At 35.6% G+C, this 24,804-nt stretch carries 15 protein-coding genes; 7 read left to right on the top strand and 8 right to left on the bottom strand.

What is annotated here, in order from left to right; genetic code table 11:
* Positions 1-449 precede the first annotated feature (449 nt).
* Together BC008_RS01250 and BC008_RS01245 are read left to right on the top strand one after the other, a co-directional pair.
* Positions 450-1,598, top strand: coding sequence for a VWA domain-containing protein (locus tag BC008_RS01250; RefSeq protein WP_027844641.1), 1,149 nt, complete (start codon positions 450-452; stop codon positions 1,596-1,598).
* A gap of 150 nt (positions 1,599-1,748) precedes the next feature.
* The gene (locus tag BC008_RS01245) at positions 1,749-2,315 is read left to right on the top strand and encodes a Uma2 family endonuclease (RefSeq protein ID WP_027844642.1); all 567 of its coding nucleotides are present in this window, start codon (positions 1,749-1,751) and stop codon (positions 2,313-2,315) included.
* A 194-nt stretch (positions 2,316-2,509) separates the two neighbouring features.
* Here BC008_RS01245 and BC008_RS01240 read toward each other — a convergent pair whose 3' ends face one another.
* Positions 2,510-2,950 (bottom strand): hypothetical protein, encoded by a 441-nt coding sequence (locus tag BC008_RS01240; protein WP_058182977.1) that lies wholly within the window; start codon positions 2,948-2,950, stop codon positions 2,510-2,512.
* A gap of 236 nt (positions 2,951-3,186) precedes the next feature.
* Here BC008_RS01240 and BC008_RS01235 point away from each other — a divergent pair, with 236 nt between their 5' ends.
* Together BC008_RS01235 and BC008_RS01230 are read left to right on the top strand one after the other, a co-directional pair.
* Positions 3,187-4,173 (top strand): tetratricopeptide repeat protein, encoded by a 987-nt coding sequence (locus BC008_RS01235; RefSeq protein WP_027844645.1) that lies wholly within the window; start codon positions 3,187-3,189, stop codon positions 4,171-4,173.
* 415 nt (positions 4,174-4,588) lie between these two features.
* Complete coding sequence (locus BC008_RS01230) at positions 4,589-5,374, top strand: hypothetical protein (RefSeq protein ID WP_058182976.1); 786 nt, start codon at positions 4,589-4,591, stop codon at positions 5,372-5,374.
* A 189-nt stretch (positions 5,375-5,563) separates the two neighbouring features.
* Here BC008_RS01230 and BC008_RS01225 read toward each other — a convergent pair whose 3' ends face one another.
* Both BC008_RS01225 and BC008_RS01220 read right to left on the bottom strand, forming a co-directional pair.
* A complete protein-coding gene (locus BC008_RS01225; RefSeq protein ID WP_027844646.1) occupies positions 5,564-7,303 on the bottom strand; it encodes a S8 family peptidase in 1,740 nt (579 codons plus the stop codon).
* A gap of 475 nt (positions 7,304-7,778) precedes the next feature.
* Positions 7,779-8,447 carry a phosphoribosyltransferase gene (locus BC008_RS01220; RefSeq protein WP_027846912.1) on the bottom strand — a complete coding sequence of 223 codons (669 nt, stop codon included), beginning with the start codon at positions 8,445-8,447 and terminating at the stop codon, positions 7,779-7,781.
* Between the two features lie 883 nt (positions 8,448-9,330).
* On the opposite strand from BC008_RS01220, the gene BC008_RS01215 reads away from it, so the two are divergent.
* Positions 9,331-10,029, top strand: a complete 699-nt coding sequence (locus tag BC008_RS01215) for a uracil-DNA glycosylase (RefSeq protein ID WP_027846911.1) — start codon at positions 9,331-9,333, stop codon at positions 10,027-10,029.
* A gap of 421 nt (positions 10,030-10,450) precedes the next feature.
* Here BC008_RS01215 and BC008_RS49225 read toward each other — a convergent pair whose 3' ends face one another.
* The 4 genes from BC008_RS49225 to BC008_RS01195 form a co-directional block, all read right to left on the bottom strand.
* Positions 10,451-12,388 carry an AAA-like domain-containing protein gene (locus tag BC008_RS49225; RefSeq protein WP_058182975.1) on the bottom strand — a complete coding sequence of 646 codons (1,938 nt, stop codon included), beginning with the start codon at positions 12,386-12,388 and terminating at the stop codon, positions 10,451-10,453.
* A 1,021-nt stretch (positions 12,389-13,409) separates the two neighbouring features.
* Positions 13,410-16,112, bottom strand: coding sequence for a DNA translocase FtsK (locus BC008_RS01205; protein ID WP_027845297.1), 2,703 nt, complete (start codon positions 16,110-16,112; stop codon positions 13,410-13,412).
* A 53-nt stretch (positions 16,113-16,165) separates the two neighbouring features.
* On the bottom strand, positions 16,166-18,376 hold the full coding sequence (locus BC008_RS01200) for a P-loop NTPase family protein (protein ID WP_027845298.1): 2,211 nt from the start codon (positions 18,374-18,376) through the stop codon (positions 16,166-16,168).
* Positions 18,377-18,467: 91 nt separating this feature from the next.
* Positions 18,468-19,388, bottom strand: coding sequence for a hypothetical protein (locus BC008_RS01195; RefSeq protein WP_027845299.1), 921 nt, complete (start codon positions 19,386-19,388; stop codon positions 18,468-18,470).
* A gap of 866 nt (positions 19,389-20,254) precedes the next feature.
* Between BC008_RS01195 and BC008_RS01190 the strand changes: the two genes are divergently transcribed.
* Complete coding sequence (locus BC008_RS01190) at positions 20,255-21,478, top strand: glycosyltransferase (protein WP_027845300.1); 1,224 nt, start codon at positions 20,255-20,257, stop codon at positions 21,476-21,478.
* A 141-nt stretch (positions 21,479-21,619) separates the two neighbouring features.
* Here BC008_RS01190 and BC008_RS01185 read toward each other — a convergent pair whose 3' ends face one another.
* On the bottom strand, positions 21,620-23,776 hold the full coding sequence (locus tag BC008_RS01185) for a Tex family protein (protein ID WP_027846237.1): 2,157 nt from the start codon (positions 23,774-23,776) through the stop codon (positions 21,620-21,622).
* Positions 23,777-24,040: 264 nt separating this feature from the next.
* Here BC008_RS01185 and BC008_RS01180 point away from each other — a divergent pair, with 264 nt between their 5' ends.
* On the top strand, positions 24,041-24,322 hold the full coding sequence (locus tag BC008_RS01180) for a hypothetical protein (protein ID WP_063800729.1): 282 nt from the start codon (positions 24,041-24,043) through the stop codon (positions 24,320-24,322).
* The last annotated feature ends 482 nt before the right edge of the window (positions 24,323-24,804 follow it).

The raw sequence follows: 24,804 nt of genomic DNA, 5'->3' as shown, positions 1-24,804 counted from the left end.
TATGGGGAATGCATATGACTTTCATCTTAATCGGTTGCTTGGTTCTCATTGCAATAATTTGTAAATGGTAAATGGTAACTTGTAATTAGTAATTGGTAATTGTAGCCTGTGAAGGCGCAGTGTTAGCTATTAACTAGTAACTGTTAACTGTTAACTGATAACTTTTACAAGAATACTGATTTTAAGACATATGGTCAGTATCTAAATAGACATGGTAATACTTTGATACTGTAAATTTTTAGTTATTTTTAGTTCAGTTTTGTTTTTATAGCCTGGTCTCACGAAAGTCGAGAGAAAATTTTTGCAAAAAATAATTTTGAATAATTAATATTTGTTTTGAATTGATTTTTAACTTATTGGATTGAACTTACTTTGGATTGAGCTTAAATTTGGATTGAGCTTAAATTTGAATTGAACTTAAATTTGAATTGAACTTAAACTTAAACAATATGTCCCAAAACCCCCAAGATGAACGTCTACGACGCTGGAGACTCATTCTCGGCAGCGCACAAGACGGTACTGCCTGTAAATTGAGTGGTGCTGATGTTACCATCGATAACTCCCTAAATGCATTATATGACTCAGAACGCTCTGCCGGGTTGGGGAGTTCTTCACCTAAAGTAGCTCGTTGGTTGGGTGATATCCGTACATATTTTCCTTCATCAGTTGTTAAGGTGATGCAAAAAGACGCACTTGAACGCCTTAACTTGCGACAAATGTTACTACAGCCAGAAATGCTTGAAGCTGTGGAACCGAATGTACATTTGGTTGCAAATTTGCTGTCTTTAAGCGGCGTAATGCCAAGCAAAACTAAGGATACCGCCCGTCAGGTGGTTCGTGGGGTTGTGGAAGAACTGCAACGTAAATTAACACACCCAACCCATCAAGCTGTCATGGGAAGTCTTAATCGCGCTATCCGTAACCGTCGACCTCGTCATAACGAAATTGACTGGAACCGCACTATCCGCGCCAATCTCAAACATTATCAGTCGGAATATCGAACAATTATTCCAGAAATTCGCATTGGTTATGGACGCAAACGTAGTTCCTTACGCAATATTATTTTATGTGTCGATCAAAGTGGTTCGATGGCAACTTCTGTAGTTTATGCGGGTATTTTTGGAGCGGTTTTGGCTTCACTACCTGCAATTCAAACGCGGATCGTTGTGTTTGATACGGCTGTTGTAGATTTAACAGATGAGGCTCAAGATCCTGTAGATTTACTATTCGGCACTCAGTTGGGAGGAGGTACAGACATAAACCGTGCTTTGGCTTATTGTCAAGGATTTGTACAAAAACCCCAAGATACAATTTTGGTGCTGATTAGCGATCTATATGAAGGTGGTAATCGTCAAGAAATGCTAAAACGGGTTGCTGCATTGGTGAATTCTGGAGTGCAAGTAATTACTCTACTTGCGTTAAACGATGAAGGTGCACCTATGTACGATCGCAGAGTTACATCAGAATTTTCCCAAATGAATATTCCGGCTTTTGCTTGTAGTCCCGATAAATTCCCGGATTTAATGGCTGCTGCAATTCAAAAACAAGACATCGGACAATGGGCTGCGGCGAACGATATTGTGACAAGCCGAAGTTAAATTCATCGCTTAAATCCATCGGCATCCTGATAGTAGTAGTATCAAATATGCTAAGTACCCATAACGGGTCATAACATTAAATTTGTCCCTTGGGGCGATCAAGGTAAAATGCAATCAAGACAACCATAGGATTGAACGGAAAACCACATTATGGTTACAACTTCATCTAAATCCATCACTCTAGAAGAGTTTTTAACATTACCAGAAACTAAGCCCTCCAGTGAATACATAGGCGGAAAAATTATTCAGAAACCAATGCCGAAAGGAAAACATAGTACGATTCAGACTGAACTATCCACTACCATTAATTTTGCACTCAAACCTCAAAAAACTGCTCGTGCGTTCTCTGAACTCAGATGTACCTTTGGCGAACGTTCCACCGTACCTGATATAAGTGTATTTACATGGGAGAGAATACCCCGTGATAGCAATAGTGAAGTAGCTGATTCTTTTAAGATTGCACCGGACTGGACAATTGAAATTTTATCTCCAGAGCAAAGTCAAACTAAAGTCACCAAAAATATTCTTTATTGTTTTTTAGATAATGGTACCCAATTGGGATGGCTCATAGATCCCAGCGAACAGTCTGTATTGGTTTATTTTCCTAAACAGCAACCTGCATTTTTTGAACTCGCAACAGATATTTTACCCGTACCTGATTTTGCTAAAACTTTTCAATTAACTCTTGGGGAATTATTTGGTTGGCTATTGGAATGATGTAGTGTAATGATGTAGCGCTGCGCGCAAATACGAAGTAAGAAAAGACCGTGCTTATGACTAACATTACTTAAGGGGTCCGACGATAAAAAGTTTACACATCATAGCTTTGCCGGATTTAGCGATGTCCTAACCTTATTAGGTAGTGCTACAAAAGTAAAAAGTACAAATAAGATCAGATAAAATTTGTATATTTACTTTAAAGTTTGGCAGGTATTTTTTACACGCTCCAATAATAATTTCTCAAGTGCTGTTTCTCTCCTTTTTAAATTGACTATAACTGGATGCTTCTCTTTAAAGCGATTTCTTGCAGTTACTAGTTGAACTTGCACTTTTTGTAATTCATTTGATATGGTCTGCGTACCAGGTATTAGACCAGTAGAAGCAATATCTAAATGTTTATCTTTTGATTTCTCTGTCTTGAATGTATTACATGCTTCTTTTTGCTGATTAATAAGTAAATCAGTACTTTCTTGTCCTAGGACAACTAAACCAAGTAATGTAAAATGATTCAAAATAATTCCCCCTACTAGCCAGCCCAATCTTCGAACTGACTGATAAATTTGAAGATTTCTCTGTACTGAAGTATTTCTAATTTCCATAGAAGTTAATGATTCTGATTTAACTGGAATCATGGCTTATGCTATTAAAAGTTATTGAAATAATATTCTTGATATTTTATATCTTATCTAGTGTTAATTTCTTGTAAATATCGCTTATTAAAGAAAAACCAATCAAATGCATGGGAATATATAAGGTAAATAGAAATATATTTCTTATGAAGTTGTTATAAAGTATATCTTTAAGGTGGAAATAGAAAAGTAACATTGGGAACACTGGACTCAAAGCCACATAAAATAGGTATTGCTTCATGAGCGAAGGCGGATGTGATTCTACCTGTAAAAATACTGTTTCCGTACAAATATCAGAAAACGACTTCGTACTCGGGAAACATGACACAATAACCCACAATTTTTATGAAAATTCCGATGAAAAATCATATGAAGATTTTTATATAGAAAAGCCCATAAGCAAAAAAGAAGCTGAGGATTATTCATCACGAGCAACTAGGTTCTTACAGCATGGTATTCAACATCAACAAGTTGGTGAGTTTGTCAGAGCGATTGAGTCTCTGCAGCAAGCACTAGCATTATTTCAAGCATTTGGGAAATTACAACAACAGGGACAAGCACTCTCTTGTTTAGCGCTTGCGGCTTACAATTTACAAGATTATAAAAGTGCAGTCGTCTATTCCCAAGAATGTTTGTCGGTGATCAAAGATTCTAAGAATCTGCAGATGAAAATACAAGCATTTTCTTACTTAGGTAACGCCCAGCGCCACTTAGGTAGATATGAGGAAGCTGTTGATAATTTGCAGCAATGTTTGCACATATGTCGGGAATTAAAAGATTGTCGCTCTATAGTTGCTGCATTTAATAATTTAGGATTAGTATATAAAGCATTAAATAATTTACCACAAGCAATTGAATGTCAAGAACAAAGTTTAGAGTTTGCACGTCAACTCAAAGATAAATGGGGTGAAGAGCAAGTTTTAAAAAATCTTGGTAACGCTTATTATGCTTTAGGAGAAAATATAACAGCTGTTACTTATTACAAACAAAGTTTAGAAATTGCTCGAGAAATTGATGATAAAAGAGCACAAGAAGAATCTTTGGGCAAATTGGGTGTAGCTCATGAAGCTTTAGGTGATTATCAAAAAGCAATTGATTACTACGAACAACGTTTAAACTTAGCTCGAAATATTAAAGATTCCCGCACTGAAGAACAAGCTCTTGCAAGTTTAAAAGTCGCTTGCTATGCAATTGGTGATTATGAAAAAGTAAGACAATACAATTAGCTAGTCAATTTGAGAATTATTGTAAAAAATAAATAGTTTAAAAGGCGTACCTTTGGCAATTAATGTTATAAATTGGTGGTACGTCTTTACTTTATTTTTATTCTGAATGAGAGTATTGTTATAATTACAAATTCTGCACAGCTTCAATAAGAAATTTATCAAACTATCTATTTCTTATTCAAGCAACTCAAAGTAGTATGCCCTAAATCTGCTGCAAAAATCTCGTCTCAGAAAAATTATCAACTTTTGTAGTGATGTATTTTTGCGTAGAACCAGAAAATTGGTATTACCTACAATCCATATCATCAGCATCATTTAACATACTTGGCATTTTCATCTTTAGTTGCCATACTAAACAAGGAATTTCTGGTATATTAAATCACTTTCAGTAGGAAGACTAAAGAGAAACTGTTACATGACTTTACAAGGAAAGCCGATGAATCAACCATTAACCGTTCAAGAGTTGGTTATTGTAGTTGCTGCTAAAAATCTTAAACCTTCTATCTTAAGTCCAGATTTTCTTAAATACAGTGGAATTATTCCGGGGGAATGGGAGTTTGCAAAGAAACCTGTTGTAAATAATAACGAGGCAAGATTTAGCTTTAAAAATGGTGTGAATATCATCGCTGAACCTCATCGGGTAATTTTTGCAGAGGGTATCACCAAAAAAACAGATGACATGGTTATAATACCCGAAATTACACGTAAATATACCCAAGTATTGCCTGGCTTAGATTTTCAGGGAATTGGAATCAATCCTAGGGGTTTTGTGGCTTTTGCACAAGAAGATGCTGGACGCAGATTTATTACTGACAAGCTTCTATCTCCTGGCGATTGGCAAGATGAAGGGGAAGTAGCAATGCGAGCTTCTTTGAATTTGATGTACAAATTGCAACGGGCTCCTTTGGCTTTGAATATTACTGAAGCGGCTTTAAATCAGAAGAATAAAAGTATTCCTATTGTGATTTTTAGTGGTAGTTTCAGCTATCAAATTACTGGGAATAGCACTGAGGAAAAGCTTAGTTGTGCGAACCAAGTTGTTGAGAATTGTTTTACTGATATTAGCACTTTCTCTGATTTGATAAACAACAAGTTTCTTAGTGATGTAACTGGGAATATTTCATTAACTGAAGCATCCGTCAAGCTTGCTGAATCTAATTCTGAAGAGTCGGATTTATTTGCTGTTGGTACAGGTGCTTAAGCTTATCTCCATATTTAGTCAAAAAATTGTCTGATATTTTTACTTCACCAGAGTGATTAAAGAACAATAACAGATTTGTAACTTAAAGAATACATAATGTCCGATTTAATTAGAGATGCGTCTCACAAAGTTAACTTTTTCAGAGACGCTTCCCAATCCTAAATTCCTATATTTCTCAAAACCGCCAATCTAGCCCCAATTAAAAAGTTTATTAAACAAAATATCGGAAATTCCTTTCTTCTTCAAGGTTTCACGTATAGGTTTTTTGTTGTCGGGTTCCCCTTTTTTCCTACCTTCTGATTGACCAGTTGGTGATGGCTTATTGCTATGTAATAATTCAGTAAATTGTTTGTACAAATCTGGATTAACTGCAAAATCAAAAGCTAATTCTTGTCCTACTTCTTTTAATTTATTCGGTAATTCTGATGAGAACGTTTGTAGTAATTCTGCCAGATTACTATTTAAAAATGCATCAGGGGATGCAAATTCTCCAGGTTGAGTATCTGATAGTTGGGACTCAAATAGGTGCATGAAAGCATCTAACCTACCACTGTCCAAGGAACTGTGCTGCTGTAACGCTAAAGCAGGAGAAACAACCGATCCATTAACATTATCTGGTAAAGGTGCAGCGAGTAGCTTTTCTGCATTCACAATACCCGATCCAAATCGATTGGGCTTCCAAGTGGGGAATTTGTCACAGGTATCCCGTAAAAGTTCGTTGAAAATAAAAGGAATTTTTTCCGCACCATAGCGTTCAACTAATTTGTCTCGTCCATGATAGGAAAGCCATAACGCTGCTACACCTGCAACAAACGGCGCAGAAAATGAAGTACCCGAACCTTGCTCTATCCTGTGTTCGACCCCCTTATCTTTTCTATCACTTTTTGCGTACCAAACTAAATGACCCGGAGCAGTAACGTCAACCTGCTTTCCTCGCGATGCACCCCACCAAACTTCACGCCGAATATCGCTACCAGTAACAGCAATTACTTCATCATATGCGGCGGGAAATACCACGTAGGGAATTAACGTACCAGATGCGGCAACAATAATCATACCCCGTTTTTGAGCATAAATAATCGCACTTCGCAAACGTTGATTATGAAAAGCAGTTCCCATGCTAATTGTAACTACGTGAGCGCCATTATCTGCCGCATATTCAATTGACTGTGCCAGATTGCGGACACTCAAAAGTACCACAGAATAGGAAACTCTTAAGGGAAGTACCTTTGCACCAGGCGCGACACCAGTAACATATTTTTGATTGGAATAATTAGCTTCTTTACCTTGATTGCTAACGATCACACTTGCAGTCGATGTACCGTGACCGGGATTATTGATTAGCTGACCGAATGGTCTTTCCAGTTCATCTGTGGCGTTGTTATCCTTCTCAATAAAATCGTAACTTTTTTCCAGAAGTAAATTATCAATAATTTCTGGATGATTGGTGTAACCTGTATCGGGATGAGCTACAACTATTCCATGTCCGGGTAGTTTATTGGGATCGGGGAAATACTTCTTCCAGACTTCAAATACTCGAAGTTGCTTAAGACACCAATTTACATCTTCACTTTCTCGTTCAATTTGATTATCGAAAAAATCTCCCAAGTCAGGTATTGATACATCCCAGCTAGTAAGTTCGGGAAGTGGAACAGCAAACAATGGTTCTACATCAATGACACCAGGTTGCGATCGCAATTCATAAGTTTTATCCCAAGCTTCTTTTACTGATAAAGCATCATCATTAAGGGTAATTTCAAATTCAGTCAGATTGTCGCCAATTGGTTTAACATTCCAATCATCACCAAGTATATTTTTTACCAGTTCGCTACATCTACCCTCTAATCGGGGCATAACCATTTCGAGAAAAAAGCCTTCAAACTTCGGGCTCAAAGGGTTCGATTGAGTTTTTTGTTCGTTAGGAAACATATAGTTAGTTACGAATAAATATTTTTAGTGAGATTATATTCACATTTTACTGAAATGAGAGTAGGGGCAACATCCCTAATATCCGTTCTTTAAAAGAAAAATATCGAGATAATCACCTTTTTTAGAAACATTTTTGACTGTAGAATATTTACGTAAATATTATCGTTACATTTACAGTTATTTACACTTAGAAAGTAAAAGTAAAGAAAATTCAGTTATCAGTTTATGGCTAACGGCACGCCCTTACGGGCTACAGTTAATGCGCAATACTTACAGTACGCTTACGCTAGACCGCGCACGCAATACCTAAGGTACGCTGGAGCCTGCGGCGTCGGCAAAGCCTCTGACTAACGTCACGCAGGGCGCGCTTAAGTGAGCCGCTAACCGCTAGGCGCTAACAGTTACCAGTTAACAGTTACATCACTTATTACTTATTACTTATTACTTATTACTTATTACTTATTACTTCTTAAAACTAATCTTGTTGCTGTAGATATCTTCGAACTACATCAGTTTCCACTTGAGGAAAATGCACATAAAAATTACTGACACTAAAAAATGATTGTGGCGCAGCCAAAACAATTGAGCGATCGCACCATTCACGTAAGTAAGGTAATAATCGCATCGGTGCAACAGGAGCACAAACCCAAATTTCTCGTGGACAGAGTCTTCGCAGAGCTTTAATTGCCACAGCTATGGTCATTCCCGTAGCAATACCATCGTCTACTAAAATAAGTGTCGAATTCTTGGGTTTAACCTTTGGGCAAACAGAAATTAGTTGTGCCTCTAAAAATTTAGCTTGTTTTAAAGCTACATCTAGCGCCTCTTTTTGCCATTGGGGATAATTAAATTCACATCTGTAAGAGGGAGCCCACAAAATACTTCCTGCTGCAGTCACAGCACCAATAGCCAGTTCCTGATTCTCTGGATGACCAATCTTTTTGGATACGATAATAGTTAAAGGACAGCCTATATATTGTGAAATCTCTACAGCAACTGGAACTCCTCCCCGTGGTAAAGCGTAGACAATTGGTCTAGGGGTTTCTCCGAAAGTATTAATTTGCTGGGTTAAAAGGTCATCAACCACCGATGCCAATTTTTTACCGGCATCGGCACGAGTAGCAAAAAGTGGGGCATCAGACATCTTTCCCCCAGCACAAAGGGTGTTAGTATTATCGACTTTAATATTGATTTTATGATGATTGATTTTTACCTGAAGCAATTAATTTACAAATCTATAGAAGTATGAAAAAAGTATGGGCTATTTACATAGGTAACATTCTATGGGGTTCATATTTGATTTTTGTTGACGCAGCCTGTACTTCGCGCTTAAAAATCATACCTAATACAGTATGCAATAATCATAGCTGCGCTACCTACGGTTAAGCCTTACAGCGGCATTGCTACGCTAACGGTCAAGCCGCGTGCATTCGTCGTTAGATGCGTCCAAACCGTTACGCTTAGAACGCGGGATAAGTCACGCTGTCGCTAACATCGTAGATGCTTCTAACGCTAACCGCTAAAAGTACAATTTCTGTTCCTTGTTCCCCATTACCTGTTCTCTACTTCGAAAAGTATTTCATAAATAAAATCGGATTCCTATATATAGGTATTTTGTTTGCGATTTGATGCTTTTTAATTTTAATATTTTTGAAGCTTAATATTTTTAAGTTTAATATTTTTAAGTTTAATATTTTCAAAATAGAATTAAAAGCTGAAAGTATGATAATTTTAAGTTTCTAGATATTTGTATTTTAGATATTTTTAGCTGTGATGGTAAAAATTCCAGTATTACTAGCGTATAAATTAATTCATGAATAGTTTGAAGCCATAAATATTTCGATTTCGAAATAATGGCTAATGTGAGTTAAATTCAGCCTTGTAATATCAAGGATTTCAAGAATTGGCTTAAATCACGTTTGTGATTATTTTCACGAATTTACGTTATTTCAGCTTCCAATTCACATAAGGCGTAAATCATAAATTTTGCATCCCCACAAAGTTATTAAATAAATCTATAAAGATTCATGAGCAGCGATAATCAATTAACTCTCTTTCAATATTCCAATCCACAAGATAAAGAACTCATACCCACTAGTGCTAAGATTCCTATCCCCAGTGGCACCTATGCAAATATGACAGAAATCACTGAACATTGCAATAGTTGTCACCGTTGTAGTTTAGGGAGTACCCGTAAACACGCAGTAATTGGGCGTGGAAATCAAAAAGCATTAATTGCAGTTGTGGGAGAAGCCCCAGGTCAAAATGAAGATGAAACAGGTTTACCATTTGTTGGTAGAGCCGGACAGCTACTTGATAAAATTTTGGCTGCAGTACGCTTGGACTCGGAAAAAGATGTTTATATTTGCAATATTGCCAAATGTCGTCCTCCCAATAATCGCACTCCAACCACTGAAGAAATTGCTGCATGCAAGCCCTATATCTTAGAACAAATCCGTTTGGTAGATCCCAAAATCATTCTGCTTACTGGTGCTACTGCTGTTAAAGGTTTAACAGCTGAGAAACGTGGAATTACCAAAATACGCGGAACCTGGATGGAATGGGAAGGCAGATTATGTATGCCAATTTTTCACCCCTCTTACTTGTTACGTAATCCATCCAGGGAGAAAGGTAGTCCTAAGTGGTTAATGTGGCAGGATATTCGGGCAGTACGTGCCAAATATGATGAAATAAGAGAAAAAATGGGATTTAAAAGTCAAAACTAAGTATGGAAAATGGTGGAAGTTTTTGTGAGTAATTAGTAGTGGTAACGATTAGTGATATAAAAATTCACTACCACTGTGATTACTATTATTACTTACCACCACTATATAGCGATTTTCGGTTGAGTGCATGACACCTTGTAGAGACGTTGCATGCAACGTCTCTACAGAATGGGAATATAAAATGTATTTGATTCAAATGGAAACTGCTATATAACCCAAACTCCTTAGAAAATAATATTTTACATTAGCCTTTTTAGCTAAATAGTCCTTGTAGCCTTGGAGTAATAACGAAAATAAAGTTTTTGTGCTTGATAGGCTAATTCGTAACCTACAAAATTACTAAGAATAATTAGGGCTACAATATATAAATTTTATATATTAATTTAATTAATTAATAGTTATTTATCCTATTTAAATTTATTTAAAGTGTATTTTCCTTTTGTTGATATTGATTATTAAAATAAAGACGATACATTTGACAGGAAATATAAGCGCGATCGCCATCTAATTTAATAAGTCCCATACTTTCTAGTTGATGACTAAGAATTGGTTCTAAACTTATACTTTCGTTCGTCATTAATATCTGTTTTAATGCTGTTGACAGTGCCGGTTTTTTTTGTATTATTTCCCAGTGATGACGTAAAATCCTTCCATAGATTCCTCCCTGAGTTGGAGCTTGTTTTAAGAATTCTTCCAATGTTATTTCTTTTCGAGCCAAATGGTAGAGAGCAATACGTACTAAATAAGGATGTCCCCCGACCATGTCTATTAACTGTTTAACTTTATCTTCACTTATCAAATTTAGTCCGTGTCTCTTAATTAAATCTTGAACTTGCTTTAAATTAAATTCTGACAGTTTTATTGGTAACCCTAGATTAAATGGAGATTTATTAATATCTAGGGATAGATTAATTTCTGTAGAGTGGGCTACAACTAAACGTAGTTTTTGAAATTCGATACTTTGCCTTGATTTTTCGTGCCAAAAGCATAAAAGAGATAAGAATTCTTCCGCAATATTGAGATATTCAAAAACTAAATTTACTTCGTTTAAAACTAAGACTATAGGAGTCTCTATTTGCTTTAATAGATATCCTTCAAAATAGATTCCGCAACTTACTTTACTACCCATTTCCTCATCCCAATACTGATCAAGGAGAGGTGGTAATTGTAACTGACGACCTATATTGGCACAAAACCAGCGTAAAAATTTATTTAAGCTCGTATAAGCTGCTCGATCTGCTTCCTGAAAGTCTATTTTTACTGTCTTGTAGTTCTGTTGTTGAGCAAATTTCATAATTCTGAGCAACAGAGAACTTTTTCCCATTTTCCGAGGTGCTTGAATACGGGTTAAACTTCCTGGTTTCAGAATTTGTTCGCAGCTGAGTTGTTCGCTAGGAGTACGGGTTATATAAAAGGGAGAATCCAAAGAAACAGTATTATCGGGATATTCTAAATTTATAAGTAAAGACTCATCAAATTTATAAGGATTCCCTATCTGAGTTAGGCTCTCGGAAGTTACCAGTCGTTGTAATTCCTGGTTAGCTTCTTGAAGCTGCGTATTTTCGGCTTTTAACCCCTTTTGAAACTTTTGAATTCTAAGTTGATTTTCGACCCTTGCTAAGACCTCAGCGACTCGAAATGGTTTGGTGATACAGTCAATACCACCAATAGAAAAAGCTTTAACTTTATCCCAGGATTCATCTAAAGCAGTAACAAAAATAACTGGGATATCTTGAGTTTTTGGATCACTCTTAAATTTTTGGCAAATACTATAAGCATCTAATTCTGGTACGCGAATATCCAATAGGATCAAATCTGGAGTTGCTAAAGAAGCTGTTTGTAACGCCAAATTTCCATTATTCACTTGTCGAACTTCATAGCCTTGCTCTTCGAGTATGTTGGATAATAAGTTTAAATTTTCTGGCTTATCATCAACCAGTAGAATGCTGGCATGAGTTAGTATTTGCAATTTTGCCTCAGAGGTAGATGCTGCTCTTAATGAGGAGGTAGTTGCTTCATTAACTGCTAAAGGGTTAATTGCATTGAAAGCTGACTGCTTGATTTCTAACGATGAAGAATTTTGATTGCGACGCATTTCTTGTTCCAGGATTGCTCTAGCATTTGACTTAGTCACTTTTTTTCCCAGAGCTTCCGAAAGTAAATGCCACAATTTAGGAGCAACATCTTGTTTGAGGTATTTGGCAGAATAACCGTATTCATCTGCTAGTTGCTCGTAGGTTTTGCGCTCTCCTCTTAAAGTCGTGACTAATATACCCCTTTGTAGATCGCTACAATAGATATTTGTTTTACTGTAAATCACAGTTTCTGCTAATTCGAGAAGATTTTCAGGATTAATCATAAATGTAAAAGATTACTTGTAAAATTTATAGAGCTTATGAATATATGAAGTTGTGTTATTTATAATTTTGAATTATCTTACCTTTTGATTTCACTCAATAATTTTGTTGAGATTTTTACCGTACTACAGGTAGTAAATTCACTCCCCATAATTTATTTTTCTACTAAGAAATTGGAATACTTTCTAATAAAATTTCTATGATTACGAATCAATAAATCAATAATTGTTTAACTGCTGTACATTTATATATAAGTGTTATGAATTTTAACTTATGCATTTGATGCTGTAATGACGATATATTTAGTTGAAACGACGTAAATTTTACAGCATTTTTATTTTTGATAATTTTACTATTGATGAGGATGGAATCTTATTATTTTTATGAGGTTACTGTTATTCGTAGTGTCCTTTTAGCCGTATGTCGAGATAAATTTTTAAATTTGATAGTGAGAGCATAGCCTCCAAATCCAACAATTATGAAGAAATTTGAGAGTTTTCTCGATAATAGGGATAGGGTAACAAAATTTTTATTTAACAAATAGATGTCAATTTTATTACTTATTGTTTGTAATTTTTTCTGATATTGACTTAGTATAAATAACCTCTTTACTCTACTTAATTGTTTTGATTTACTTGATTGATGTATTATTTTATGCTTTTAATCTTAAATCATGATTCCTTGACTTTTATTTCAGTGATGAATAATAAATAATACCAATTACAATTGGAAAATTTAACATTTAATTTTAATCTTCTTTCCTTTAAGATTCATAGTTATCTTTGTTGAAAAAATCTGAAGAATACAGCAATTCTAAATGAGTGATGAAAATGTTAGTAATAAATAATATGATTATCTTGCTCGGTAGCGAGTAGTTAGTGAGGTATTCCCACTAAATTTTTATACATAATTATTTTTCACAAATGATTTAGGATTGCTATATTTATTCAAAGTTATAACTTTACTTACCACTCACTATCTTTTTATTCTGCTTGCAGAACAAAAGGATTTTGGTCATAAACTTTAAGTAAAGTGGATATTAGTTGCAAGTAAACTCTGTAAGCGTTGTAGTTGGCTACCACTTTGATACAGTAAATCACCTTTTCCCAATAAATAAGCTGCTGCTGTTTCTTTACTTCCTAGGACTATACAGGAATCTGCTTCACTTGCTGTACGTAGAGCGACTCTTCCCGGTAAATTGGAACGGATAATTGGGGTGACAACTTTGGCTTCGGGACGTTGAGTAGCAATAATTAAATGAATTCCAGCTGCTCTAGCCATTGCACCCAATCTTTTAATATTCAATTCTAATGTCTTACGAATCTCTTTTTCTGCCATAAAATCGGCATATTCATCAAAAATACAAACGATGCGAGATAATGGTTGAGAGTTTTTTTGGTTATAAGCGCTGATGTCTGCACATCTTGCAGTTTCGAATTTTTGGTAACGTAATTCCATTTCTTCTACCAACTCTTCCATTAATTCGATTGCGCGATCGCTATCTTTGACAATTGGTGAATGTAACCACTCAATACCCTCAAACTCTGGAAATGTGACTCTTTTCGGATCGACTAAAGCTATTTGCAGATTTTTTGGAGAATGACGAACAAGTAAACTTAGGAGAAGCGATCGCAAAAATTCACTTTTACCACTTCCAGTTGTACCCCCAACCAAAAAATGACAGGTATTGGGGTCAGATAAATTTGCTTCTATTAATTTCCCGTTTAAATTCACTCCAATTGCTATTTTTACAGATACTGTCGGTGATAAAGATTGGTTTTGAACGTAATTTGTAAATTCGGCTATTTGTCTATCCGGACGAGGTAAATCAACACTTACATATCCAGCTTGGGGAGTAATCAAAGGTGGATTTTCTAAACCCAAATGTACCTGTAAGTCAGCAGATAATCTCAGAATTGAAATAACCTTTACACCCAGATGGGGTTTTAACTTCACACGAATGAAAGCAGGAGCGATCGCCACACCTTGATAATCAACACCAATACCGAAGGATTCTAATGTGTTGACCAATTCTTCTCCTGTAGCATCAACATCCCAAGATATTGATTCATATTTTGTGGAATTATTTTCTGCAGAGTTGTTTTCTGTAGATTTATTCTCTGTAAATTTATTTCCTGTGGTGTAATTTTCTGTAAACTCCCTTTGTGTTAGAAAATCTTGCTTCTGGGAAGAGAAAACATGTGGGTCTTCCACATCAGTAGTTTGAGTTCGATCTAAAGATTCTGCTGAAAAATAACTTTGACACTTTTGTTGTTGAGGACAAATATCACACAGATGGAGTTGAGTTGTTTCAGGTGGTGGATTGGGGTGAGGAGCTTCCCAGTTTAACCACTGTCCCATCTGCTGTAACTTATAGGGAATTAGTTGATGTACGGTATTTTCCAGTTGTTCCCAGGTATATTGATATTCTTTAAATTCTGGTAAAACACAATAAACTGCTGCATCAACAGCAACCTTTTTCTTGTGCCATAACATGTAACTATAAAGTGCAACCTGGGCTAACTGTGCAGACGGATCTACAGGTTGATAGGTTTTAAATTCTAATACCCCGAGACGCTTGCGTTCAAAATTGAAAACTAAACAATCATATGCTCCTACTACCCTTTGCTCGCTACCATCAGGTAAGCTAAAGTAATGCTCAAGCTGACGTTTTTCTGTAATAAAAGTGTTGCGAATTACAGTTTCTGCACTACAGTAATTACGGTTGGTGACTAATAACGCTGCAAAACGTTTAATTAATCCTTGAATTCCCTCCCAAAGTCGTAGTAGTGCTGGAGCTTTACTCGGATCTTTTGCAATGACTCGATCTAGGTAGGAAGAAAATTTTAACTGATAAAAAAGCTGTTGCATATCGAGAGCAACTTTTTCAATCTGTAATTGCGACCCTCCAAGGTGAAAAATTTCTTGGAATCGGGGTTCACAAACAGCTAAATTTACGAACTTATCAGCCAATTGATGGAAAATACTACCAATACCTGCGATTTTATCTGGTGGAGAAAATAAGGTTCTACCACCAAAATATTGACTTAAATAAAAAAGACGGGGACACTCAAAAGCAACTCTAACCTTAGTAGGACTCAAAGATAGGTTTCCCGAGTTGGTTTTTGAGTTGCTTATGGGATTATTGGACTCGCTGACCATATCAAAAATTTCCCTTACAGCATCGGGTTTAGAAACTTCTAGTAAGCGAAGATGTACAGCAGCGAGATAAACTGTATCCATAGCCGCATACTGCAACTGTTTCTGAGAAAGAGGACGTTTTCCCCAATTGCTTCGTCCTTCTTCTGTATCTACATTGGAAAAGTGACATAGTTCTACAGCTAAAGTTTTAAGTTTTAAATTAGATGTTTGTAAAACTTGTTTGGTAATTTTTCTCGCTATTTTGAGAGTGCAGATAACATTTTTTGCAGATTTTCCACCTAAATATTTTAAATCGAAGCTGGCATTATGAAATACTTTTACTATTTGAGGATTAAGCATTATTTGCTTAATAAATTCCTCTGCTAACTCGGGTTTATCTAGTACATCCAAAATACAAGTAGATTCGCCTATATTATCTGTATAGTCGGATGAAACTTGAATAAGAGATAAACGTGGGTATGCAGTCCAATAATCAGCAATTTCTGTATCTAGCCACAACACTTTTGCCAAACTAAATTTAGCAATTTGCGCTTTTATTTCATTGGCTTGAATTAGATATTGCATTTACTTATTATATTTATTTGTTTTTTGATTCTCTTGATTGGATATTAAACTTTCTAAGTCACCAAGCAAATTAACTGATCTTGTAACTTTGCTTTGTGATTAAGAATTTTGACTTTACCTTCCTTACGTAATAGCTCAATTAAGAGTAAAGTATCATTTTCACTCACATCAGAAAACCGATTGATAGATTGTTCTACTAAAGTTGTTACACCCATAAGACTTTGGGTAATAACTAAATTTAACAAATAATCCTTCACTGGTCGTAAATCTCGTCTCACTTTTCCCTTTTCTTCAGGTTCTGTTTGAGCAGAGACAATCTTTAAATCTTGGAGTAAAGTGCATTTTTCTAAAATTGTAGATTCACGAATCAAAGATTGTAATTCTTTTGGATGAATCGTTTTACCTCCAACAACTAATTCCTGAGCATGAGCAGAATTTACTAAGCTATAGTATGTGGCTAATTGATGAACTGAAGATAGATGTGGTTTAAGATGAATATTCTGTTTTTGATTACCTTTGAAAATTTGCTGATAGATTTGATTCCCTTTCAGCCTTGAATTTCCTACACCGCTAATTCTAATTAGATATAGTTTTTGACAAGCTTGTTTTTGAATGACTTTTTGTGAAGCATTCATAATATTATAGAAGCTTACCATATTAGCATCTTCTGTCCAAACTATTCCTATTTTTTCACCTTTTTTAGGGTGTTGATAACTCAAAGAGTAACTAGCATACTTACCACTTATAAGTTTTGGTTTTACAGATTTCATTTGCAATGCTTCTAAAGCTTGTTGCAACATTCTGATTAGGTCAGGTGCAGCCAAAAAACTTATTTTACTAATTTTACCCTGAGTTTTTTTCAGTTCTTCTTGCCAAATTAATTTAAATTCTGCCTGAATTCTGTCTGTACCTTGGGTTTCATCATCATCTATTGGTGGTTTTGGAGTTGTAGAAGTTTGAGAAGTATTTTTGGAATCACTTTGAGTTTTTTCTTTATTAGTTTGTTGTTTATTAGTTTCTTCTTGATGAGTTTTTTCTTTATTAACCTCTTCGCGGGAAATTTGTTGTTCGTTATTTGTTGGTGATTTTGAACGCTTTCCCTCAGGCTCACGTATTTTATTATCTACTTTATCCTCTAACAATGAGAGTTTATATTTTTGATATTCCTGTCTTCCAAGAATGAGACAATTTCTCGGTCGAGTTTTACCACCAGGATAATTTTCTTCTAATAATTTTCGGTTTAATGGAAAAATTTCAGAATAATTTCCATCGTTAGCTGCTTGATGTAAAGGTTTTAGTCGATAAGACCAAAGCCCCTCTGCTTGTTTTAGTGTAATAGGTTTTAACTGAATGGCTTTATCAACCCGAGCTTTATCAGCTTGCTCAATCCGGTACCAAATACGTCTCCAAGTATTAGTAATAACACTGATAATAACCAGAAAGTTTTTTAGATATCTATTATGAATTGTTGTATTAACATTAAACAAAGCTTGGAAATCCCCAGAACCATCTGCGATACGAGGAATATTATCCAAATTGTCAAAACATAAAACTATGGGTTGAGTTTGGGCTGAAATTCTACCAAAGTTAGCTAAAATATTTTTTGCTGCATCTTCTGAATCAATACAATTTTTTACCTTTAAAGCTTGCATTGACTCTTCGCTTAAATCATCTCCTCGTAACCATTCACAAGCTAAATCGTATAGTTCTGGATTAGTAAGATCGTGCAGTACACCAAAAAAAATCTCTGAGTTATAAAGAGCAGCTCGTTTGTAGGTTTCTTTGAGGTGTTTGATAAATTTTCGGCGATCGCTGCGTAATAATTGCCAAATTTTATCCTTTGACTTACCTCTAGTAAATGCAGATAAATTTTTCAGCCATAACATTAGCTGAGACTCTTGTTGACCTTCGGGAATTCGTAATAAGCTATCAACAGTGGAGCGTAAAATATGACGCCAAATATAATCACTATCAGCCCAAGGTCCAATGTAAGCAAAAAAAGCTTTGGGGTTGAGAGTGCGTTTTACCCGACCTAATAAATAACTTTTACCGGAACCAGAATCACCTAAAAGTAATAGACTGCGACTGCGATTATCTTTAGCTACTAAGTCAAGATATTCTTCAATTTCTGTTATTACTTTTTGATGAATTGACTCAACCATCTGTGTTGAGTCCTGTTGTTCCTCCCAGAAATCACCAGGTTTCAAATTTATTAGGTCAAAAGGATTAACCTCACGTTTAATTATGTCGTTGATAAATACCATGCTGCAAATAAATGAGAGTCACGAACTTAACTGTGAGTCTGAAAATAATGTAAATATGAAAAGAGTGTGAATACTAAGGGAAAGTATCGTCCTAGTTAAGACTAATAAAGAACAACGGACCACCAACATTTTGAGGTATTCCAGTATTAATTTGTTCCGGAGTGTATGCATTAGCTTCCTGCAAGGTACTAAAATCTATTTGGTCATTTCCTTGCAAGCGATAAAGTGCTTTATCTAATTGTTCCCTTGACAAAGGGGGTTGTAACTTTTCTCGCAGATGGAAGATTGGTAAGTAATTCTCTGTACCTATTTCCCGATCTAAGTTTTGGATAGTTTGTAAAATTTCCTCGTCACTGATATCTGTAACTTTTTTCGCTGCAGAATCTGGGACTAAACTTTGTGAATTTAAAGTTGTTGAAGTTAAACTTGCTGAATTTAAACTTTCTGAATTTAAACTTTCTGAAGTATCTTCTGGTACAGGCTTAACAGATAAAGTTTTCCGTAAAAATCGTAGATAATTATTTAATAAATCTAAGCTAATGACAGGATTATTACCTTTGTGTGGGTTGTAATCATCCCGTAAATATTCAACTCCTCTTTCAGTTAACCAAACTTCTGCTCTTTGTCTCTTGACCTTAGTTTCAACTTCAATCAATCCTTTTTCACTCAGAGACTTCAATATTGCATCTCTCCGATGGGTTCTGAGGGATGATATTTTGATTTGACCGGGAGTAATTGCACCTGAAGCTTGATCAATCCTTTTAAGTACTTTAAGTTCCTTGTCTTTGATCGGTAATTCCGCAAGATCTAGTTTTAACAAAGCTTGACCAGCAGGTAGAATTTTAGCTGAGCCAATCTCGCGAGTATAGTCTATCAATTCGCGATCGCCCAAATCTTGACATATTTTATTCTTATTCTTAAAACTGTTGAATGCGCTAGCACTCAACCTCGAGCGATAATTTTTGCATCCCAATAACTTAAGTATAAATTTTAAATGGTCGTTTGTTTCCATACTGTTAATCTTTTTGTATCTAAGTCAAGATATTTATAATTCAAAGGAATTAGGACTTACACAAAACCTCCTTTATGCAAAGGATATGGAAAGCAAATCTGCATTCTCATCTTGCGTAAGTCCTAGTAATGAATTTACGCACCTTTTCTATAGTAGCGAGATTAGTGCTAATTACTACGTCAAGCTAGATGAAGTTTATTAAACATGTTCTTAACAGATTAAACTTGTCTCGAAATAATACAACGATTATTATTTGGATGAAGTGATTTATCCTACATTATATACCCCGACTTCTACAAGTTCATATGTACTAAAAGCAAACCAATCAGTAGTACTTAGAAAGTATAAAATTAAGCGTTGTTTTAGGCTTAATCATATTTTGATAGTTAACTAAGATAAATAGCTGCTACGAGCCTATAGCCAACAGAGTTTAAGAATTAAAAGAGTAAAGATCGCAATCAGAATCTTCAGATGTTATTGGAATGAGGAGCAAAGCCTATTTCAAGTAAAAATAGAAATAGTTTCATTTAATTACTTTATTATTTATTTGCTCAAGTAAAAATCAATAATTTTCATTATTTATTATTGATCACATCATAAAAATATTTATCATAAAATTACTACGATAAAGTGATTTATCCTTGCTACCTATACAATAATTAATCTGTTTTAAATGATTTCATCTCCGTGATTTTCAGGCTTCATATTTAAAAATTGACTTACAAAAAAATATTGGATATGATGAGTGGCTGATAATTAGTTTGATAGCTTTTGGTTTTATATTTATTCAACAAATATTGAATTCAATTTTTTTATTTTATTCCTAATTTATTCAAATACTTATTAGTAATTTAAATATTAAAATCATGAATATTTTGATGTTATCTTCCACATTCCCATATCCACCAACCTTAGGGGGAACTCAGGTAAGAACATTTTATTTGCTCAAATATTTGAGTAAAAGGCATAACGTTACTTTAGTTACACAAAAACAACCTGGAATTCCAGAATCAGATATTGCTGGATTGCGGGATTTCGTCGATAATTTAGTTCTTTTTAACCGTCCAGCAGATAGTGGGACTACCGGAGGAATACTGAAAAAAGCTCAAAGATTTGCAAAATTTGTCCAAAATGGAACTCCACCAAGTGTATTAAACCGTTATTCTCCACAAATGCAAGACTGGATAGATAATTTCGTTAGTTCGCTTAAGTGTGACGTAATTACCTGCGAACACAGCGTAAATGAGATATATGTGCGTCCAGATTTTCAGAAAAAAGTCCGAACTTTGGTAAATGTTCATAGTTCTGTATATGGTACTTGTCTGAATCAGTTAAAACAGGACGTCTGTGAAAATAAGCTGCGAGATCGAATTAATTTGCCACTTTTACATCGTTACGAAAAACGTTACAGTTCAAAGTTTGCGGCGATTGTTGCAACTACGCAAGAGGATAAAAATCAATTGCAAGAGCTTAATCCCAACGCAGATATTGCAGTTATACCTAATGGTGTAGATTTAGTTGCTTTTCCATTTCGTCTCCAAGATCCTCAAGGACACCGGATAATATTTACTGGAGCAATGGATATTTTGGCAAATATTGATGCTGTTAATTTCTTTGCAAATCAAGTTTTTCCAGAAATTCAAAAGACTTATCCAGATGCAATGTTTGATATCGTTGGTTCCCGTCCCACATCCGAGGTTCTTGCTCTCCAAGAAAGACCAGGGGTTAATGTCACTGGACGCGTACCCTCAATGGTAGATTATCTACACCAGTCTGCAGTGTGCGTAATCCCGATGCGGACTGGGTTTGGAATTAAAAACAAAACTTTGGAAGCTATGGCTGCTGGTGTACCTGTAGTTGCTAGCGATCGCGGTTTAGAAGGTTTAGAAATAGATGGGGTTAATGTACCGATACGAGCATTAAGAGCAAATCAACCCAGTGAGTATGTCAGTGCAATTAGTCGTATTTTTAATGATTCGCAATTGCGGGCTGAATTATCACATAATGCTAGAAAATTAATCGAAAAAGACTTTACTTGGGAAAGTGCTGCTCGTCGTTATGAGCAAGTTTGTTTGGGACAAAGTGATTAATTAATGTTAGCGCAGCGGGGTGCGTAAGCGCACAGTAATAAGTAATAAGTAATAAGTAATGAGTAATAAGTAATGAGTGACCAATTACCAATTACCAATTACCAATTACCCATTACCCATTACCCATTACCCATTACCAAATCAATCAACCGCTTTCATCGATAAACCAATGCGTCGGAGTTTTTCGTTAACTTCTAGTACTTTAACTTTAACTACTTGACCTACTTTAACTACTGTTTTGGGATCTTTAATAAATCTGTTTGCAAGTTGGGATATATGCACTAAACCATCTTGGTGAACGCCAATATCAACAAATGCACCAAAATTAGCAACGTTGGTGACAATACCTTCAAGTATCATTCCTTCTTTTAGATCGGAAATTTCTTTGATTCCTTCTTTGAAGGTTGCATACTTAAATTCGGCTCGGGGGTCTCTTCCGGGTTTTTCTAATTCGTTAATAATATCCCTTAGTGTTGGTTCCCCAATTTTGTCGGTGACATATTTTTTCAAGTCTGTTTTTTTCAGTTTGCTTGAAATTTCGGTAACTTGCTTGAGGTTAATATTTAAATCTGAGGCGATCGCTTTAACTACAGAATAACTTTCTGGATGTACTGCTGTGTTATCCAATGGGTTATCACTATCGCGAATTCGTAAAAAACCTGCAGCTTGCTCGAATGCTTTCGGTCCTAGTTTTGGTACTTTGAGTAATTCTCGCCGATTTTTGAAAGCACCATTTTGGTTGCGGTAAGTCACAATGTTATTCGCAACCGTAGCTGTAATTCCCGAAACAAAAGTCAGGAGTTCCTTAGAAGCAGTATTTAGATCGACACCAACATAGTTCACACAACTTTCTACAGTTTCGGCTAACTTTTTCTTCAACATCTTTTGATCGACGTCGTGTTGATATTGTCCCACCCCAATGGACTTGGGTTCAATTTTTACTAATTCTGCGAGGGGATCTTGTAAGCGACGACCAATACTAATTGCACCGCGCACCGTAATATCAAGCTCGGGAAATTCTGCGATCGCGACTTTACTGGCAGAATAAATAGATGCACCGGACTCATTAACCATCACTTTGATGGGTTTATTATCGATATTCTGCAAAACTTCCCCAACAAACTCATCGGTTTCCCGTGAAGCTGTACCATTACCAATAGCAATCAATTCGATCTGATACTTTTTAATAATTTTGTCAACAAAAGCAGCAGCAGATTGACGTTTTTGGGTTCCGCTGTGGGGAAATATTGGTTCATATTCCAAAAATTGACCGGTTCGATCTAATACTGCAACTTTGCAACCAGTGCGAAAACCCGGATCTATTCCCAAAGTCGGTTTCATCCCTGCTGGTGCAGAAAGTAATAATTCTCGCAAATTTGCTTCAAAGGTTTTGATGGATTCAATATCAGCTTCTTTTTTCTTCTCTGCTACCACCTCACCAATCAAAGAATTTTTCATCAAACGATTAAATGCATCTTTGATAGTCATCTGATAAAAATTACGAATTTGACGCAGGGAAGAACGAATTTCTCGTGATTCCAAATAAGCTAAAACTCGATCTTCATCGAAGGAAATTTCAAAACTCAAGATTTTTTCCGCTTCACCCCGACATAACGCCAACATATTATGGGAAGCAATATTCTCAACCCTCATTTGATATTCGCGGTACATCTCATATTTTGTCGTCCCTTCGGGATGTTCGTCCTTGATGCGAGAGACAAAAATCCCCTCTTCTAGGAGATATTCTCGCAAATATGTTCTTAATTCTGCTTTTTCGGCGATTTCTTCCGCTAGAATATCTCCAGCTCCCTTAAGTGCTTCTTCAGCGCTTTTCACTCCCTTATCTTCAGATATATATTTAGCAGCTTCTTCATCAAGGGAAACAGAAGCTGCATTTTTTATGTTCAATGACTTGATAAATTCTGTTAAAGGTTCTAAACCCTTTTCCTTCGCAATGGTTGCGCGGGTACGTCGCTTTGGTCGGTAGGGTAAGTATAAATCTTCAAGTTCAGTTTTTTGCAAACAAGATTCAATTTTCGCTTTGAGTTCATCATTCAACTTTCCTTGGGAAGCGATCGCATTGAGAATTACAGCTTTGCGTTCCTCAAGTTCGGTCAAATAAGTATACCTTTCTAAAAGCGAACGTAATTGTACTTCATTCATTTCACCAGTTTGCTCTTTGCGGTAACGAGCAACAAAAGGAACTGTTGCACCCTCAGCAAAAAGTTCTAAGGCGTTTTGCACCTGTCTTAGTTGAAGTTCTAGTTCGCTAGCTAGGAGTTGCGGTATGTTCAGCATGATTGAATCTACAGATTAAAAAATCCACTACTATCATGCAGTAAGTCTTATGAATTTAGAGAGTTTAAAAAGGAAATAATAGGTTAATATAACAAAGCTTAAAGTTGTTTTTGGTCATTTAGTTGTATGGTTTACAACTTTACTTGTAAATACAACTTTGAAGATGTAGAATGTCTTACGATTGCTTAATAAAAATTTAACTTGTTCTTCAAGAACGGGTTTTTTAGCATGAGAATTTTGTTGTGAGTTCAGAGTGAAGCTAACATGGCGTTTGTTTTTCTGATTCCACTTGTAATGACCTTGGTAGCCCTGTATTTCTTTACGAAATTCAGGGATGAATTACGCTATTTGTCTGGTTCGATAGCCGGTATTTGTTTTGCTGTTAGTGTTTCATTGGCTCCTTGGGAAGCACTCTTGTTATTTTTGATCCCTGCACTTGTAATTACTGGTAAAGGTATTCAAAAAGGTGATTATAAGTTTCACCTCCAGAGCATCCAAAAAGAGAATGAGAGAAAAAACAAGAAGAAGAGGAAAAAAAGAAGGTAAAATATGGCGCTATGGGCAAGTTAAAAGTCAAAACAGACCGCGCCAAAGGCGAGCAAAAGTCAAAATATGTCCGTCCTATGGACACGCTGAGAAGGCGCTACGCGTATGATTAAAGTCACGCTAACGCTAACAGCTTGCTCCGTTAAAATGCTAACAAAACAGACCCGTGTGCGGGGACCAAAAGTATCTTAATCATAGGTTTTAGGGCTCATAAATGTCCTAGCCTAAAGACTTAGCGCTATTCTAAGAAAAGGTAATATAAATCGATATTGAATACATAAATAATTTTCCGTACCCGATCGCGCAAAATGTTTCATTAATTTTGCCCAACTCCTGAATTACTGGAGTTGAATTTTTTTATTTATTTCTTTAAATTTATCCTTTTGAATTTATCTTTTTTAATTTATCCGAATTCACAATCATTGACTGTGTAGTAGAAGCTTGATAAGTCGTTGGACTGAATTAATTACACAATGTCATTG

Origin of the sequence: Mastigocoleus testarum BC008 (genome assembly GCF_001456025.1) — a bacterium.
GTDB lineage: Bacteria > Cyanobacteriota > Cyanobacteriia > Cyanobacteriales > Nostocaceae > Mastigocoleus > Mastigocoleus testarum.
The sequence above is the reverse complement of the archived record's forward strand: the minus strand, read 5'-3'. Positions and strand labels throughout refer to the sequence as shown.